This window comes from Nocardia jinanensis (genome assembly GCF_014645735.1).
Lineage (GTDB): Bacteria > Actinomycetota > Actinomycetes > Mycobacteriales > Mycobacteriaceae > Nocardia > Nocardia jinanensis.
Genome location: NZ_BMMH01000009.1, coordinates 146,975 through 163,027, shown reverse-complemented (window position 1 = coordinate 163,027; position 16,053 = coordinate 146,975). Strand labels below are relative to the sequence as shown.

The 16,053-nt window shown below is 67.0% G+C and carries 15 protein-coding genes and 1 tRNA gene; 4 read left to right on the top strand and 12 right to left on the bottom strand.

Annotation, left to right across the window (positions count from 1 at the left end):
• Positions 1 to 129 precede the first annotated feature (129 nt).
• A complete protein-coding gene (locus IEY68_RS21450; RefSeq protein ID WP_189094419.1) occupies positions 130 to 1,119 on the bottom strand; it encodes a sulfite exporter TauE/SafE family protein in 990 nt (329 codons plus the stop codon).
• Between the two features lie 171 nt (positions 1,120 to 1,290).
• On the opposite strand from IEY68_RS21450, the gene IEY68_RS21445 reads away from it, so the two are divergent.
• Positions 1,291 to 2,328, top strand: a complete 1,038-nt coding sequence (locus IEY68_RS21445) for an NADP-dependent oxidoreductase (protein ID WP_062998920.1) — start codon at positions 1,291 to 1,293, stop codon at positions 2,326 to 2,328.
• A 37-nt stretch (positions 2,329 to 2,365) separates the two neighbouring features.
• Here IEY68_RS21445 and IEY68_RS21440 read toward each other — a convergent pair whose 3' ends face one another.
• On the bottom strand, positions 2,366 to 3,001 hold the full coding sequence (locus IEY68_RS21440; RefSeq protein WP_062998922.1) for a DUF6069 family protein: 636 nt from the start codon (positions 2,999 to 3,001) through the stop codon (positions 2,366 to 2,368).
• Positions 3,002 to 3,652: 651 nt separating this feature from the next.
• The gene (locus IEY68_RS21435; RefSeq protein ID WP_062998924.1) at positions 3,653 to 4,411 is read right to left on the bottom strand and encodes a helix-turn-helix domain-containing protein; all 759 of its coding nucleotides are present in this window, start codon (positions 4,409 to 4,411) and stop codon (positions 3,653 to 3,655) included.
• Between the two features lie 261 nt (positions 4,412 to 4,672).
• Here IEY68_RS21435 and IEY68_RS21430 point away from each other — a divergent pair, with 261 nt between their 5' ends.
• On the top strand, positions 4,673 to 4,978 hold the full coding sequence (locus IEY68_RS21430; protein ID WP_062998926.1) for a hypothetical protein: 306 nt from the start codon (positions 4,673 to 4,675) through the stop codon (positions 4,976 to 4,978).
• Between the two features lie 313 nt (positions 4,979 to 5,291).
• On the opposite strand, the gene IEY68_RS21425 is transcribed toward IEY68_RS21430, so the two are convergent.
• The 9 genes from IEY68_RS21425 to IEY68_RS21385 all read right to left on the bottom strand — a co-directional run bounded on the left by IEY68_RS21425 (position 5,292) and on the right by IEY68_RS21385 (position 13,342).
• A tRNA-Leu gene (locus tag IEY68_RS21425) sits at positions 5,292 to 5,365 on the bottom strand.
• A gap of 57 nt (positions 5,366 to 5,422) precedes the next feature.
• Positions 5,423 to 5,977 carry a hypothetical protein gene (locus tag IEY68_RS21420; protein ID WP_189094417.1) on the bottom strand — a complete coding sequence of 185 codons (555 nt, stop codon included), beginning with the start codon at positions 5,975 to 5,977 and terminating at the stop codon, positions 5,423 to 5,425.
• A gap of 5 nt (positions 5,978 to 5,982) precedes the next feature.
• Complete coding sequence (locus IEY68_RS21415; protein WP_062998930.1) at positions 5,983 to 7,461, bottom strand: amino acid permease; 1,479 nt, start codon at positions 7,459 to 7,461, stop codon at positions 5,983 to 5,985.
• Positions 7,462 to 7,500: 39 nt separating this feature from the next.
• Positions 7,501 to 8,955 carry a peptide MFS transporter gene (locus IEY68_RS21410; protein WP_062998967.1) on the bottom strand — a complete coding sequence of 485 codons (1,455 nt, stop codon included), beginning with the start codon at positions 8,953 to 8,955 and terminating at the stop codon, positions 7,501 to 7,503.
• Positions 8,956 to 9,066: 111 nt separating this feature from the next.
• Positions 9,067 to 10,014: a Ppx/GppA phosphatase family protein gene (locus IEY68_RS21405; protein ID WP_062998932.1), complete on the bottom strand. Its 948-nt coding sequence runs from the start codon at positions 10,012 to 10,014 to the stop codon at positions 9,067 to 9,069.
• Between the two features lie 64 nt (positions 10,015 to 10,078).
• On the bottom strand, positions 10,079 to 10,603 hold the full coding sequence (locus IEY68_RS21400) for a DUF501 domain-containing protein (RefSeq protein ID WP_062998934.1): 525 nt from the start codon (positions 10,601 to 10,603) through the stop codon (positions 10,079 to 10,081).
• On the bottom strand, positions 10,600 to 11,187 hold the full coding sequence (locus IEY68_RS21395) for an FtsB family cell division protein (RefSeq protein WP_062998937.1): 588 nt from the start codon (positions 11,185 to 11,187) through the stop codon (positions 10,600 to 10,602). Before IEY68_RS21395 ends, IEY68_RS21400 begins: the two co-directional genes overlap by 4 nt.
• A 5-nt stretch (positions 11,188 to 11,192) precedes the next feature.
• On the bottom strand, positions 11,193 to 12,476 hold the full coding sequence (gene eno, locus IEY68_RS21390) for a phosphopyruvate hydratase (RefSeq protein ID WP_062998939.1): 1,284 nt from the start codon (positions 12,474 to 12,476) through the stop codon (positions 11,193 to 11,195).
• 131 nt (positions 12,477 to 12,607) lie between these two features.
• On the bottom strand, positions 12,608 to 13,342 hold the full coding sequence (locus IEY68_RS21385; protein WP_229718917.1) for a lytic transglycosylase domain-containing protein: 735 nt from the start codon (positions 13,340 to 13,342) through the stop codon (positions 12,608 to 12,610).
• Positions 13,343 to 13,515: 173 nt separating this feature from the next.
• Between IEY68_RS21385 and IEY68_RS21380 the strand changes: the two genes are divergently transcribed.
• Positions 13,516 to 14,724 carry a DUF7373 family lipoprotein gene (locus tag IEY68_RS21380; RefSeq protein ID WP_062998943.1) on the top strand — a complete coding sequence of 403 codons (1,209 nt, stop codon included), beginning with the start codon at positions 13,516 to 13,518 and terminating at the stop codon, positions 14,722 to 14,724.
• A gap of 67 nt (positions 14,725 to 14,791) precedes the next feature.
• Positions 14,792 to 15,970: a DUF7373 family lipoprotein gene (locus IEY68_RS21375; protein ID WP_062998945.1), complete on the top strand. Its 1,179-nt coding sequence runs from the start codon at positions 14,792 to 14,794 to the stop codon at positions 15,968 to 15,970.
• Positions 15,971 to 16,053: the final 83 nt, after the last annotated feature.

Here is a 16,053-nt window from a genome sequence, read left to right as displayed (position 1 = left end):
GCACCGGGCAGGCAGGGGTCACGAACGAAGGCGCCCGGCCACCCGGACCAGTGGTCCGCGTGGCCGGGCGCTGTCCCCTCATCCTTCGGTCATACCGCCCGCGAGGGGCGGAACCAGGCGATCGGCGGCTTATCTGACGGGCACCTGCGCCGAGTCCGCGGAGCCTTCACCGGTGGATTCGGTATCGCGCTCGGACTCGGTCCCGGCCGCAGTACCGACTGCGTCCGGAATCGCGGTCTCGGCTTCGGCGGCCGCGGCCAACCGGGACTTACGCCACGCGTAGACAGTGAGCGCCACCGCCACCACGAAGATCACCACATAGCCGATCGTGCGGGGAGCGCCCTCGATATCGAAGTACTTGAACAGCGTGCGGGCGTTGGTGAGTACCAGCAACCCACCGACACCGGTGCCGAGCACCCCCGGGGTGACCCGGCTCACCAGCCACGCGGCGACGGGGGCGGCGATAACGCCACCGAGCGCCAGTCCCGCGATGATCAGCAGGTTGTCGAAGAAGTCCGATCCGAGCCCGAGCAGGAAGCCGACGCTGGCCGCCGCGGACACGATGAACTCCGAGGCACTCACCGAGCCGATCACCGTACGAGGCGCACTGCGTCCGGTGGTCAGCAGAGTGCTGGTGGTGACCGGACCCCAGCCGCCGCCACCGCTGGCGTCGATGAAACCACCGAACAGACCGAGAGGTGTCAAAAATTTGGTGGAATGCGCGGTCTTCTCCGAGGCGGCGAATTCCACCGGCGGCCGCGACGAGAACCGGATGACCAGGAAGACACCGATCGCGAGCAGGATCCCCGCGGTGATGGGCGCCGCGGATTCGGTGGAGATCCGGGAGAGGACCGTCGCACCGAGGAAGGCGCCGACACCGCCGGGCACACCGAGCCGTAGCACGATCTTCCAGTCGATATTGCCGAACCGCCAATGCGATGCGCCGGAGGCCAGGGTGGTGGCGACCTCGGCGAAGTGGACCGCCGCACTAGCATGCGCGGCGCTCGTGCCGCTGAGGACGAGCAGCGTCGTCGCGGTGACGCCGAAGGCCATACCGAGCGTGCCGTCGACGATCTGCGCGCCGAGACCCACGAGGGTGAAAATCAATAACTTGATCATGACGGTGTGCTCCCGAACCTGGACCGGAGATCCGAGGGTACGACGCGATCGGCCGGTTGACACGGGTTGCGATCATCGTGAACACAACACTGCCGGCCTGCTCGAACAGCAGGCCGGTACGGCACGAAAATGAGGTGACGCGGGCCCGGCCGATCAGGGAAACTGACCGTCGTGACCGACCGGACCTTTCGTCAGGTCGTCCTGCGCGAGCGGCCGGCCGCCGGGATCACCACCGGCACCTTTGCCGACCAGAGTAGGCCCTTCCCAATTCTGGAAAGCGGAGAAGCGCTGGTGGAGGTGGTGTGGCTCGGTATCGACGCCACCCAGCGGACCTGGCTCAACCCCGCGACCACCTACACGACCCCGGTCGGCGTGGGTGAGGTGATGCGCGGCAGCGGGGTGGGTCGCGTCGTGGCCTCCCGCGACCCGGCCCTACCGGAGGGCCAGTGGGTCTACGGCGAGCTGGGCTGGCAGGAATACACCGTGGCCCGGCAGAGCGGATTGTTCGGCGTGAATCCGGTACCCCCGGGGATCGACCCCCGCCATATGCTCACCGTTTTCGGCGTCAGCGGATTGACCGCGTATATGGGTGTGCGGCGCGTACTCGACGTCGCGGATTCCGATTCCGTGCTGGTCACCGGCGCGGCAGGGAGCGTCGGCTCGCTGGCCGGTCAGATCGCGCGACTGCTCGGCGCACGCGTGATCGGTACGGCGGGCTCGGCGGAGAAGGTCGCGTGGGTGCGCGATATCGCCCGATTCCACGACTGCCCGAACTACCGCGAAGACGATATCCCGTCCGCGCTGCGCGCGTTCGCGCCCGACGGTCTCACCGCGGTCTTCGACAATGTCGGCGGCAGGCTACTGGAGAACGCGCTCGACCACCTGGCCCCGCACGCGCGGATAGCGCTGTGCGGATCCATCTCCTCCGGCTACACCGCCGCCGGTTACGGCACCGGTCCCGCCAACTACATGCAACTGGCCTTCCGCCGCGCGCGTATGGAGGGCTTCGTCTTCTACGACCACCACGCCGATTTCCCGGCCGCACTGACCCAGCTGGCGAGCTGGGTAGCAGCGGGCGACCTGCACTGGGCAGAGGACATCGTCGACGGTCTCACCAACGCCCCGGCCGCCCTGCAGCGACTGTTCGACGGCGCCAACCTCGGCAAACAACTGGTCCGGGTACGCCCGGACGAGCCGCAGCCGCAATGAATCCCGGCGCACCTATCCGGCCCGGGCTCCGGCGATTTCAGTACTGCGACTGCGGGCGCCGGATGATCGCGCCGGCCCCGACCCCGCCGAGCAGCGATATGATGCACAACCCGGCGATCAGATTGATCACCGCCGTCGCGATCTTCGCATCCACCCCGGCGACCAGGGTGAACGGCACCAGCGTCGCCAGCGCGGTGACCAGCCCGGTGATCCAGTAGAAGAACTGCATCGGACTGGGCATCAGGGCCAGCAGCAGATTCAGCAGACCGGTCGCCGCGATAGCGGCAGCACCGCCGGCCACCGCGTACGACGTGGTCGACACGGTTCCGTAGGCGCCCGCACCCTCGGGTGAGAGGACCGAGATGTTCAGGATGCCGCGCACCAGCATGATCAGCACCACGATGACCAGCGCGACGACAATGGCCGTACCGACCCCACCCGCCCACAGGCGTCCGAGGTTGATCTTCGGCTCGTTCGACTGCGGTTCGGGCCGGTCGGATTCGTACCCGTATTCGACCTGGTGACCGTACTCCGGCTGCTGGCCGTATTCGGGCGGGTGCCCGTAGTCCGGCTGTTGCGGCGCGCGACCCTGCGGTTGGGAATATGCCTGGGTAGGCGGGTAACCCTGGCGGCGGGGGTCCTGGCGCCCATAGTTGTGCGGCGGTTCCGTCATAGGGGGAAGGTACCCTTTATGGCCGAGACCACCCACCCGAATCGGGCACGCATGTCGCCCACCGATACCCCGGCCCAGGCAGTGGAGTCGTCGAGCTGTGCCAGAATTCGCCTATCAGCACGACCGCGATCCGTCCGGTACGGGACGACGAACTGGCTGCCGTCGCTCATCTTCGCCGGCAATCGTGCGAGGAATTACCAGGCACCCCACGACCACATATGACGAATACACCGAGTTCTTCTCGTCCTGGGCCCGAGCAAACCGGGACTCGCATCGCTGCCTGGTCCTCGCCGAAGAGAACATCGTCATCGGGATGGCATGGCCGGCGATCAACCCGCGCGTACCGAGTGTGTTTGCGCCACAACGCGCTTCGGTCGATATCCAGAGCATGTATGTGGTGCCGGAACAGCGGACTCGGCGGCAAGCTCATAGACGCCGTCGTCGAGCTCGCCGGCCGGCCGGGATTGGAACGCGTCACTGTCCAGTCCAGCAAAGGCGCAGGCAGTGCATACATCCGCCACGGCTTCGCGACATCTCCGGGGCTGCTGTACATCGAGCTCGGGCATTGACACCGAGCAACGTATACCCGCGATCTGTTTCCACGGCCCGCGTGAACCGTTCGGCCCTGCCGAACGCGTAGCGGCGTACTGCTCAGTCTTCGAGCGGAACCGGGTGATCGTATGCGTCTACGGCCGCCTTGGACGTCGACGGTTCCTGCATCACCAGTTCCCACGGACCGGTATTGATTTCGAAGTTCTTTCCGAACCCGACCCACTTCCCGGCCATCCGGTTACCGGTCAACTCCACCAGCACCTGAATGGAGCCGTGGTAACGCGCGCCCCGGTAGTAGCCCTGCGGGGCAGTGCGCTCGCTCCACACACCCGTGGCTATATGCCCGTCGACAGTGAGATCCATTTCCAGCGACGACGGAGACGAGCCCGGCAGACTGCGAATGGTGAGGCGGTCGTCGTGCTGGAGGATAATCACGTAGTGAGCGGCGGTGAACGTCGCATCCCGGCCACTGGAGTAATACTCGTACCGCGACAACCACACCCCCGCATAGTTTCCCGGTGGACGCGGGCGGGCACCACTCGCGCTCGTGTGCTGGTCCGACGACACCTCCCCGATAGGTGATTCGACTTCGCGTCCGCCGTCATCGGCTGCCGACAAGCTGCGGCCCGCCATGACAGCGCCGAAGCCCAGCGTCTCGATCGGTAACCCCATCACCTTCTCCAGCGCTCGCGCGTGCACGGGACGTGGGCTCACCGTGTGCCCGGCCTCCCACCGCTGCACCAGACGCTTGGTCGCGCTGAGGCATCCGGCCTCGCGCAGCGCGCGGGCGAGATCGTCCTGGCTCATCAGACGGGCGTTCCTGGCCGCCCGCAACGCCGTGTTGGGTGCCGTCCTCATGCGCAAACGATAACGGTTCAGACGCCTAAATGTCGCCCCCCTTGGAGACCTGTTCGACGCCACTTCCGACGCCGTTTTCCCGAGGCCAGGGCGCCAAGCTTCAGGAACCCGCCGCCGAGAAGCGTTGTCCGCCCATCTTTCCGACGCCGGGCGCGCATCCCGGGCAAACAGCGAAGGAGCGAGAACGCAGTGGAGAGGCATACAGAGGAAAGGCTCGCGGCGAGGCCTTCTGGCACCGGGCGCTACCGCGGATCGTCGGTCATGAAGCGAGCGGTCGCACTGCTGCACACAGATCACGTTCCTACCGATTTCGAAGCGCTGATCCAGCAGCATCAGTTGCGCATCGTCTACACCGTGCGAACAGATACCCGAGCCGTGCTGGCAGCACTTATCGCGGTCCAGTACGCGCTGGAGAATCTCGCCGACGCTGTAGTGATTCCGCACCTGGGCTCACTCGAACCCGATGCTCCTTGGTGGGTCGTCACGGAAGTCACCGAGCTGATCACTCGGACACAGGTGTACCCAGCAGGTTCGGCCCTGCCCACAGTGCTCGGCGAAGAGTCGTGATCTGGAGTGCACCGCTGGCAGTGCTGGCGGTTATCGGAATCGCTGTCTTCGTGATGGCGGTGACCCTGCCGGGGCCCCGGGACTGACCACGATCCGGTCCACCCGGCACGAAGCCACTCACGGCGAATGCCCGGGGGCTACGGACTCGTCTACTCGGTCATGACCGACGCGGGTTCCCCGAAAACGGCGCGGTGCCCCCGTGCGGTGTCCATATACTCCCGGACCCGGTGGATGAGTCCATCCCGCAACTCCGGCATGCGGCACAGCAGTGCCCAGCGCGGTCGAACACACTGTCCGACCTGCGGCGCAGCAGTGCCCCCAGTGGGACTCGAACCCACACTTGGCGGATTTTAAGTCCGCTGCCTCTGCCAATTGGGCTATGGGGGCGTGCGGACCACACACTACCGACTCGTACACCCGTACCGGAATACCCGTGAGTGGGAGTCACACTGTGGGATCTGTCTGAATCGCCTGGCATGCCTCCACCAGGACGTCGGCCGCCAGCAAACCGGACTCCTCGGCTGCCTCGCGTACCTCGTCGGATAGGTCGTAGTCCGTGGTCACCGCCAGCAATGCCAGCTGTAGCGCCTCCCCCAACCGGCCGAGGCGGCGGGCGATCACCAGCTCGTCCATCTCGGTGCCCATGTTCTCCCAGCCCACCGGCTGCACACCGTCGATACGGTAGCGGCGGAGGGTGTCCTCGCCGAGGACCTTCATGAAATCGACCGCCGAGGCCATACAGCGGTTGTTGGCGACCCGGTACTCGGTGCGGTCGGCGATCTTCTCGATGAGTACCGCGACGATGGTCGCGGCGGTGAACATGCCGTCGCACACCCGGGCGGGAGCGGCTTCCGGTGGGCCCGGCGCAGCGGTGGCCAGGCCGGTGGTCACCGCGTCGATCCAGCCGACCACCAGGTCCGTACCGGACGCGTCCCTTCGCACCGGCAGGTGCTCGGGCGGTATCTCCCGGCGCCGGAACCACCGCCACGACGGACCCATCGCGATCACCCCTGTTCGGAAGCGGACCTACCGACCAGCGAATGCCGTCGGCCGTATGCGAAGTACATCACCAAACCGAGCAGCATCCAGACTACGAAACGCAGCCAGGTTTCGACGGATAGGTTCACCATCAACCACAGGCAGGACAGCACTGCCAGAATCGGCACGTACGGCACAAGCGGAACCCGGAACCCGCGCGGCAGGTCGGGGCGGGTGCGGCGCAGCACGACCACACCGATGGAGACCAGCAGGAAGGCGAACAGAGTGCCGATGTTCACCATTTCCTCGAGGGTCCCGAACTTCACGAAACCGGCCAGGATCGCGCAGACGATGCCGACGATGATGGTGATCCGCACCGGTGTGCCCCGCTGACCGGTCCTGGCGAGCCGGCGCGGGACGAGGCCGTCGCGCGACATCGCGAACAGCACGCGGGTCTGGCCGAGCAGCATCACCATGACAACGGTGGTCAGACCGGCCAGCGCGCCGATGGAGATGATGTTCTTGGCCCAGGTGGCGCCGTTCAGCGCGAAGGCGGTCGCCAGTGTCGCGTCGTCGCCCGCCAGATCGGTGTAGGGGACCATGCCGGTCAGCACGATGGAGACAGCGACGTAGAGGATGGTGACCACGATCAGCGAACCGAGGATGCCGCGCGGCAGATCGCGTTGCGGGTTCTTGGTCTCCTCGGCGGCAGTGGCGACCACATCGAAGCCGATGAACGCGAAGAATACGAGGCTGGCGGCGGCGAGCAGGCCGTACCAGCCGAAAGTGCTGTTACCGGCCCCGGTGACCCAGGAGAACAGTGATTGCGTCAGTCCCTGTCCGCCTTGACCCGGCACCGATTCCGGGATGAACGGGGTCAGGTTGTCGGAATCGAAGAAGGTCAGCCCGACCACGATCACCAGCAGGATCACCCCGACCTTGATGGCCACCGCGATCATCGACACCCGGGAGGACAGTTTGGTCCCCAGGGCCAGCAGAACGGTGAGCACCGCGATGAGTAGCACCGCACCCCAGTCGAAGGTGACTCCGCCTATCTCCACCACGGCGGCGCCGCGGTCGAACACCTGGCCGAGATACTGCGACCAGCCCTTGGCCACCACGGCCGCGGCGAGCGCGAACTCGAGCAGCAGGTCCCACCCGATGATCCAGGCGGCGAGCTCGCCGAAGGTCGCGTAGGAGAAGGTGTAGGCACTACCGGCGACCGGGACGGTGGAGGCGAACTCCGCGTAGCACAGCGCGGTGAGACCGCAGGCGATCGCCGCGAAGACGAAGGCCAGCGAGACCGCGGGGCCGGCGACGTTCCCGGCCGTGCGGGCGGTGAGCGTGAAGATACCGGCGCCGATGACGACGGCCACGCCGAAGATCGCCAGATCCCAGGAGGTGAGGTCCTTGCGCAGTTTTTTTCCGGGTTCGTCCGTGTCTCGCAGCGATTGCTCTACGGACTTGGTACGGAACAGTGAACTGCGGCTGGTAGGCGTCGTCACTGCGGCCTCCTCGTGGTTCCGGCGCGAGTACCGGGAACGCTAGTGCACTCCCGACATATATCGGGTTATCCACGACGACAGACCGGCAATCACCGCACCCGCCGCGATCGCCACCAGTCCGGTGATCCCGAAGTAGGCGAACTCGTCGTCGGGTGAATAGAAACGCGCCAGCACACCCGACAAGGTGGTGCCCAGCGCGACGGACAGGAAATAGAGGGCCATCATCTGCGCGCGGAAATGCTCGGGCGCGAGCTGGGTGCTCACCGCGAGACCGATCGGGGAGATCAGCAGCTCCGAGACGGCGAACACCGCCATGATGAACAGCACCGCCAGGGCAGGCACCGAACGACCCGTGGTCCCGGCCAGCGGGACGAACAACAGGAACGCCACCCCCATCCCGATCACACCGAGCGCGAATTTGCGCGGGGTGCTGGGCGCCCGCTCCCCCAGTCTGGTCCACAGCAGCGCGAACAGCGGCGACAGCGCGATGATCCATACCGGCTCCACCGAACCGATCCAGTTCGACGGCGCGGTCCAGCCGAAGATATTCCACTCCATCCGCTCGTCGGAGTACACGGCGAGCACGGTGAAGATCTGCTGGAACAGTGCCCAGAACACCACGTTCGCCAGGAACAGCGGGAGGAACGCCCACACCCGGCTGCGTTCGAGCGGGGTCACCCGGCGATGGGTGAGCAGCACGGCGAAGTACGCCGCCGCGGCGACGACGATCAGCGCGGTGGTCACATCGGGCAGGTTGTCGACGGTGACCAGGCCGGTCACCAGCACCAGCACGATCACCAGGATCGCGGCGACCACCATCGCGGCGACCGGACCGTAGGCCCGGCGCGGCAGCGGATCGGTGGGCTCCCGCCCGGCGGTGCCGAGATTGCGCCGGAACACCACATACTGGATCAGCCCGAGCGCCATCCCGGCAGCGGCCGCCCCGAAGCCGGCGTGGAAACCCCACCCCTCCTGCAACAACCCGGTGATCAGCGGCCCGACGAAAGCTCCCAGGTTGATCCCGAGATAGAAGAGGGTGAAACCGCCGTCGACACGCGGGTCGCCCTTCGGGTAGAGGGTGCCCAGCAGCGCGGACGCGTTCGATTTCAACGCGCCACTGCCCAGCGCGACCAGCACCAGACCCACACCCACACCCGTCAATCCGGGGATCAGCGCGAGCGCGATATGCCCGGCCATCACCACGACACCGCCGTAGAAGACGGTCCGCTCCATACCGATCAGCCGGTCCGATACCCAGCCGCCGATGATCGTGGAGAGGTAGACCAGACCGCCGTAGGCGCCGACCAGGCCGATGGCGACATCCTGCTCCATACCGAGACCACCGTCGGTGGCCGAGTAGTACAGGTAGTAGCCCAGGATGGTGAGCATCCCGTAGAAGGAGAAACGCTCCCACAGTTCGACACCGAACAGGTTGACGAGTCCGATCGGGTGACCGAAGAAGGTCCGATCGGCGACGTCTGGTACTGCGGACATGCTCAGACTGTCCCACGGGCGCGGCCCGGCGCGTGGCATACCGCACCGAACCGATACCGCAGTTTCACGAACACCCGGACCCCGGTAACGACCGGGCGCCCGGAACCTCGGTCAGGCGATCGACAGGGCGATCCCGTCCAGGATGTCGTGTTCGCTGACGACCAGTTCGCCGATCCCGGCCCGCCGGGCCAGTTCCGCGGCCAGCACCTCGGTGATCACCGCTCCGCCGCCGATGACGTCGACACGGCCCGGGTGCATGGGCCCCAGCGCGGCGCGCTCGTCGTGGTTCATCCCGATCAACCGATCACAGACGGCGTTCAACTCCGGCAGGGCGATCCGCGCCAGATGAGTTTTCGCCGAATCGTATTCCGGCAGGTCCAATGCGACGGCCGCGAGCGTGGTCATGGTGCCCGCCACGCCGACCCAGGTGTGCGTACCGTCCACCGGGACATGGGTGAAGGCCTCGGTGAGACGTTCGGCCGCGAATTCCCGCGCGGCGGCCACTTCCGCCGCCTCCGGCGGATTTCCCCGCAGGCACCGCTCGGTGACCCGCACGCAGCCGATATCGGCGGAGAACGCCGCCCGGACCCCGCTGCTGTCCCCGACTACGAGCTCGGTGGAGCCGCCGCCCAGATCGACCACGACGAACGGTCCGTCCGCGGCCGACAGTTCACCGACCGCGCCGGTGAACGACAGGCGCGCCTCCTCGTCTCCGGTGATCACCTCGGCCGTTGCGCCCGGTACGACCCGGCCGAGTTCGGCCTGGGTCATCGCGAAGAAATCCTCGCGGTTCGAGGCGTCACGGGTGGCGGAGGTGGCGACCATCCGCACCCGGCTCACCCCGTGTTCGAGCATGAGCGCCACATAGTCGGCCAGCGCGACCCGGGTCCGCTCGATGGCTTCCGGATTCAACTGCCCGGTCGCGTCCACCCCTTTGCCCAGGCGCACGATCCGCATCTCCCGATGCACATCGGTCAGGGTCGAATCCGCGCCGATATCGGCGATCAACAGGCGGATCGAATTGGTGCCGCAGTCCACTGCAGCGACTCTGTCGGTCAAAATGCCTCCTTCGAAGCCGATTCATGCGGCCCGCGGAGGCCGCGGCGAAGGCGGAGATAACGCATCACGGCGCCTCCTCTTCCGTCGCCACGTATTCCGGCCAGTCCGCCGGAATCGCGTTGCCGCGCAGCCCGTTCGCGGCCGCCAGCGCTACCGCCTCGTCACCGAGCGGATTGACCCCCGGCCCCTTCGCCAGCGCGTGCGCGATCAGCACATGCAGGCATTTCACCCGGTCCGGCATACCGCCGCCGCTGAAATCGGTGCCCAGCGATTCGATCTCGTCCCGCTCGGCCAAGTAGCTCTCGTGCGCGGCGCGATAGGCGGCGGCGAGTTCGGTATCGCGGCCGAGCCGGTCGGTCATCCCCTTCATCACACCCGCGGACTCCAACCGGCTGGCCTCCGCGGTCAGCCGTGGGTCGGTGAGGTAGTAGAGGGTGGGGAACGGGGTGCCGTCGAGGAGTTTCGGCGCGGTCTTCACCACCGCGGGAACGCCGTCCGGAGTCCGGTACGCGATCGCCAGCACCCCGCGCGGTTCGCGGCCCAGTTGTTCGGCGACGATCTGCAGATCGCGGTCGTCGGGTGTACTCACCTGGGTCCTTCCGGCTGCGGCGCGGGTGCTTCGGTTTCAGGGGGTGGTTCGGAGATGCTCCGCCACAGATCCGTGTACCACGGATCGGGTTCGTGCCGGGGGGCCTGCGGATCCGGGATCGCCGGCACTTCGATCCCCGGAACCTGCACGATATAGGGGGTTTCACCGGGCATCACCAGCCGTAACCGGTCGCGTGCCTCGGAGCGGATGTAGGCCGGGTCCTCCTGCTGGGAACGGCGATCCTTCAGCCGCGCGATATCGTCCTCGAGTGTCCGGCGTTCCGCTGCCAGCTGATCGGCTTCGGCGCGCTGGGTGAAATAGGTGCGCATGGGGACGGCCAGCGTCATCGCCAGCGCGCACACCACCATCGCGAGGATGATCGCTTTACCGGCGGACAATCCCAGAATGGTCCGCTCCGACCAGTCCCGCGCGCCTTCCTGCCCGGCGCGGGGACGACGCGTGGTGCGCCGCACCCGCTCCGCACCGCCGTGTACTTCGGCGGCGGGGCGGCGCGACGGCGCGCGCGACGTGCGGCGGCCGCCCCGCCCCGCGGGGCTGGTACCGCGCGCACGCCGCTCCGACATCTACCTCAGTCCTCGAAGGTGAACCGCGGGAAAGCCACATCACCGGCATAGCGGGCCGAATCGCCGAGCGCGTCCTCGATCCGCAGCAGCTGGTTGTACTTCGCCACCCGCTCGCTGCGCGCCGGGGCGCCGGTCTTGATCTGACCGCTACCGACGGCGACGGCGAGATCGGCGATGGTGGTGTCCTCGGTTTCACCCGACCGGTGCGACATCATGGTCTTGTACCCGTTGCGGTGCGCCAGTTCGACGGCGTCCAGGGTTTCGGTGAGGGTGCCGATCTGGTTGACCTTCACCAGCAGAGCGTTGGCCGCACCCTTGGCGATACCGTCCTCGAGGCGTTCGGGGTTGGTGACGAAGAGATCGTCACCGACCAGCTGCACCTTGTCACCGATCTCGTCGGTCAGCGCGACCCAGCCGTCCCAGTCGTCCTCCGACAGCGGATCCTCGATGGACACCAGCGGGTACGCGGCCCGCAGCTCGGTGTAGAACTTGGCCATTTCGGCGGCCGAGCGCGCGGAGCCCTCGAACTGGTAGGCACCGTCTTTGTAGAACTCGGTCGCCGCGACATCCAGGGCGAGCGCCACGTCCCGGCCCAGCTTCAGCCCGGTCTTGCCGATCGCGACACTGATCAGATCCAGCGCCTCCTTGGTGCCGGCGACGTCGGGGGCGAACCCGCCCTCGTCACCCAGGCCGGTGGCCAGGCCCTTCTCCTTCAGCACCGCTTTGAGCGCGTGGTAGACCTCCGTGCCCCAGCGCAGCGATTCCTTGAAGGTCGGAGCGCCGATCGGCGCCACCATGAATTCCTGCACATCCACGCCGGTATCGGCATGCGCGCCACCGTTGAGAATATTCATCATCGGCACCGGAAGCACATGGGCATTGGGTCCGCCGAGGTAGCGGAACAGTTCCAGACCCGAGGACTCCGCGGCCGCCCGCGCCACCGCCAGGGAGACACCCAGCAGCGCGTTGGCGCCGAGACGCGATTTGTCCGGCGTACCGTCCAGATCGAGTAGCGCCTGATCGACGGTGCGCTGTTCGACGGCGTCCAGGCCGATCACGGCCGGGGCGATCTCGTCGAGCACCCCCTCGACAGCTTTCTGCACACCCTTGCCGTTGTAGCGCTCTCCGCCGTCGCGGAGTTCCACGGCCTCGTGCTCGCCGGTGGAGGCACCGGAGGGCACCGCGGCGCGGGTCAGGGTGCCGTCGTCGAGGGCGATCTCGACCTCGACGGTGGGGTTACCGCGCGAATCCAGGATCTCGCGAGCTCCGACCTGTTCGATGATGGCCACGAAAACAACACTCCTTCGGCTGCTGGCACGGTAGTTATCGGGGACGAGCCGTGCGATTGCGAGCCTAATAGGCCCGGTTGCGGCCAGTCCATCCGCCGCCCCGCAGTGTCCGCCGCAGTTCCGGCATCACCTCAGACACGGCGGCCGACGCTGTAGGCCGCGGCCCGATCCCGGACGGTCTTCATATAGCTCTCCGACCTGTTGTAGGTGAACAGCGCCCGGCTCCATCCGTCGGCAGTGCGGAGGGTCCCGCCGCTCACACACAGATACCTGGCGGCGGTCAGCGCCGCGTCGTCGATACTGTGCGGATCGGCGACCCCGTCCCCGTTCGCGTCGACTCCCCATTTGCGCCAGGTCTCCGGGATGAACTGCATCGGTCCCACCGCCCGATCGAAAACCCGGTCCCCGTCGAGACGGCCGTCGTCGGTATCCCTTATCTCCGCGACCCCCGGCGCCCCGTCCAACGGAATCCCGATGATCGACGGTTCCACCCGTCCGTCGTCACGCACCTGCGCCCCGCGATGGCGGCCGTGGTCGCTCTCCACACTGCCGATTCCCGCCAACGTGGTCCAGCCGATACCGCAATCGGGCCGCGCCCGATCCATCACCGCCGCCGCGTACCCGTACGCCTCCAGCGCGGTTGCCGGTATCTCCAGCGCACCGGCATGCTCGGCGGCCCAGGAATTCAACTGAGTGGCGGTTCGGCCAGGGGCGTCGATATCGATCGCGGGGACCGAGACGCCGGGGCCGGGTGGGATCCCCTCGGGAATGGGCACCAGATCCTCGCCACCCCCACACCCGGTGAGCAGTAACGCGACGATCGAAGCGGCGAGGGGGCCGAACCTGCGGGGACGCACATCCTCCATCATCCAGACCGCGCACCACCCCGGAACCGTCCCACCTGGCCGGGGCCCCGTGAGCGGCCCGGATCCCTTCGCCCGGCAGTGGCTGGTGGACGGGAGGGGACCCGCGCCGGCCACGAGCCCGAAGTCCCGTGTGCAGTAGGATTCCGCCAGATCGAAATCACGAGGGGGCCGCGATGCGCCGACCGGGACCGGCTGTGCTGCGCAGGGTTTGCGCCACGCTGGTGGTGGGGGTGGTATCGACGGCCGTCGCGGGTTGCGGCTCGGTGGTGGCCGGTGAGGCGGTCCGTGCCGAGCCGGACCTGTCGGGGCTCGACGTGGGCAACTACCCGACGGAACCGGTCGAATTCGGAGCGGCCGAAGACAACGAGGCCGCACGCTATCGAGAGGGCCAGCGACTGGGCGACTTCGTGGCCCTCCCTTTCGAAGCCGATCCCGGCTATGTCGACCGAATCGTGGGCACGGGCGGGCCCGTGGTACTGGATCGCCGGGATATGCAGGCACTGGTCGTCAACGACACCTTCGACGAGGTCGCCGCGGATCTGGTTGCGGGCTGGGTCCATACCTGGTCGACCGAAGGCGACCCGGGCAGCGTGCAACAGCTGAGCATCGCGGTGCTGATGTTCCCCGACGCGGCGACCGCCGAATCCGTCGCCGTAGGTCTGGAACGCGACGACTTCACGTTCAACGCCGACAACCGGCCGGTCCAACTGTCGAAATACCCGCAGGGCAAGGCACATTGGCGACCGGGAAACGCATCGCTGGGTAGCTGGACCGCCCACGACCGCTATGTCGTTTTCGTCAAGTACGACGACCGGTCCGGGAGAGCCGACCTGCCGGCGATGGTGCAACGCACCGAATCCCTGCTCGATATCCAGATGCCGCTGCTCGACGAATTCGAGCCCACTCCACCGGAGCAGTTGAACGAGATCGCACTCGATCCGGACGGAGTGCTGGCACTCACTCTTCCGAAGAGTCCGCAGACGATCGCGATGTTCGGTCCACCGGATGCATTTCGCGGCCGGGGCGCGGTATACGCCCTGACCGGGATCACGAACCTGGACTTTCTCGATACCGGACAGGTCACAGGTATCGCGCTGGGCGAATCGGTGGTCGTGCGCAGCGAGACGCTCCGGGGGGCCGAGGCGCTGTACGAGAACTTCCGGCCCGGCACGAACGATTCGGGAGGCAGCCGCGTGATCGAAGCGCCGAAGGGAATCGACGGGAAAGCCGAATGCTTCAGCAGGCAGGTCGCGGCGTACGAGAACCCGTCGTCTTTCTGCGTGCTCCGGACAGGACGGTATTTCGCGCAGGTGGAGGGCGGACAGATCCAGGATCTTCATCAGAAGACCTCGGCACAGTACGCCCTGCTCCTGCACGGCTGAGGGGGAAGAGTTGCGGAAAGCGGAAACCCACGGGTCCGGATCCAGGGCACCGCGCAGCCGGATACTGTTGGCGCTGCTTGCGCTCGCCGCGGCGGTGGTGGGCACCGCGTGCGGTGACACGATCACCGGCCGCGCCACCCCGGGTATGACCCCGGTGGAGCTGAGCCAACTCGATGCCGGCTTGTTCCCCACCGAGCCCTCCGCATTCGAAATGGAGGTCACCACGGACTCGGATGTGTACTCGCTCGAAGCGCGGCGAATGCTCGGGTTCCTCATCTCCCCACACGATGTGGATCCGGAACTTCGCTATCTGAACGAAACCCAACTGGTCGCACGGGGCACCAGCCCCTCCCTGCTACCGGAGGAATTCGCACCGATATCGGACAGGAATTACCTCATCGCGGGCGCCGTCACCTCCAGGGTGAACAACGACCCGCGCCGGGCGATGGACGGCCTCGTCGCCCTGCTGAGGTTCGGCAACGACGATTACGCCCGCACGGCCGCCACCGAGTACAACACAGCCGCGGATCAGCGCTCACCCGGCCGCGAGAAGCTGGTGATCGCGGGCCACGACAAGGCCCGGGCGGGTCGCGCACCGACCCGTGATCACGCACAGGCCTTCGCAGCCAAAGGGTCCTACGTCGTAGCCGCATCGTTCACAGCGCCCGCCGATCAGGCGGACCGGATGACCGACTGGTTGAAGACTCTGTTCGATCTCCAGTTCGCGGCCATGAAGGATCTGACGCCGACACCGCCGGACGATATCCTCGACCTGCCCACCGATCCGGAGGGCGTCATGAGTACCACCCTGCCGGCGCAGTATCCGGGCAGCGCCGCGTACAACGGTCTCGCCGGCGCCTACCCACCCGCGGCGCATATCCACTTCGAGAACGACGCCGATCAGATAGCGGACTACACGAGGTACAGAGTGGATCTGGTCGCCCGGAACGAGGCGACGGTCTATCGCACCGCCTCTACCGAACACGCTTTCGCATTGCAGGCGAGGCTGTCACGTCCGGCCGAGTACGACGAGGAGATCCCCGGACCACCGGGTATCGCCGACGCCCGGTGCATCCAACGAGCAGTCTCTTCGGTCATGTCCGAACGGTTCTATTGCGTGCTCGTGTACGAGCGCTATGTGGCCGTGGTCGATTCCTACGGCCTGGGCGACCTCCCGGCGCCGGAGTTGTATCAGGCCGCGGCCGCCCAGTACTCCGTGCTCGCGAACAGCCGGGCGCCCGGATAACCCCTACCGCCCAGCGCCGGGGCGATACGTATCTCGCCGCTGAGCGGAAACCACGACAGCACGCCCGACGGGCGGTCGTATGG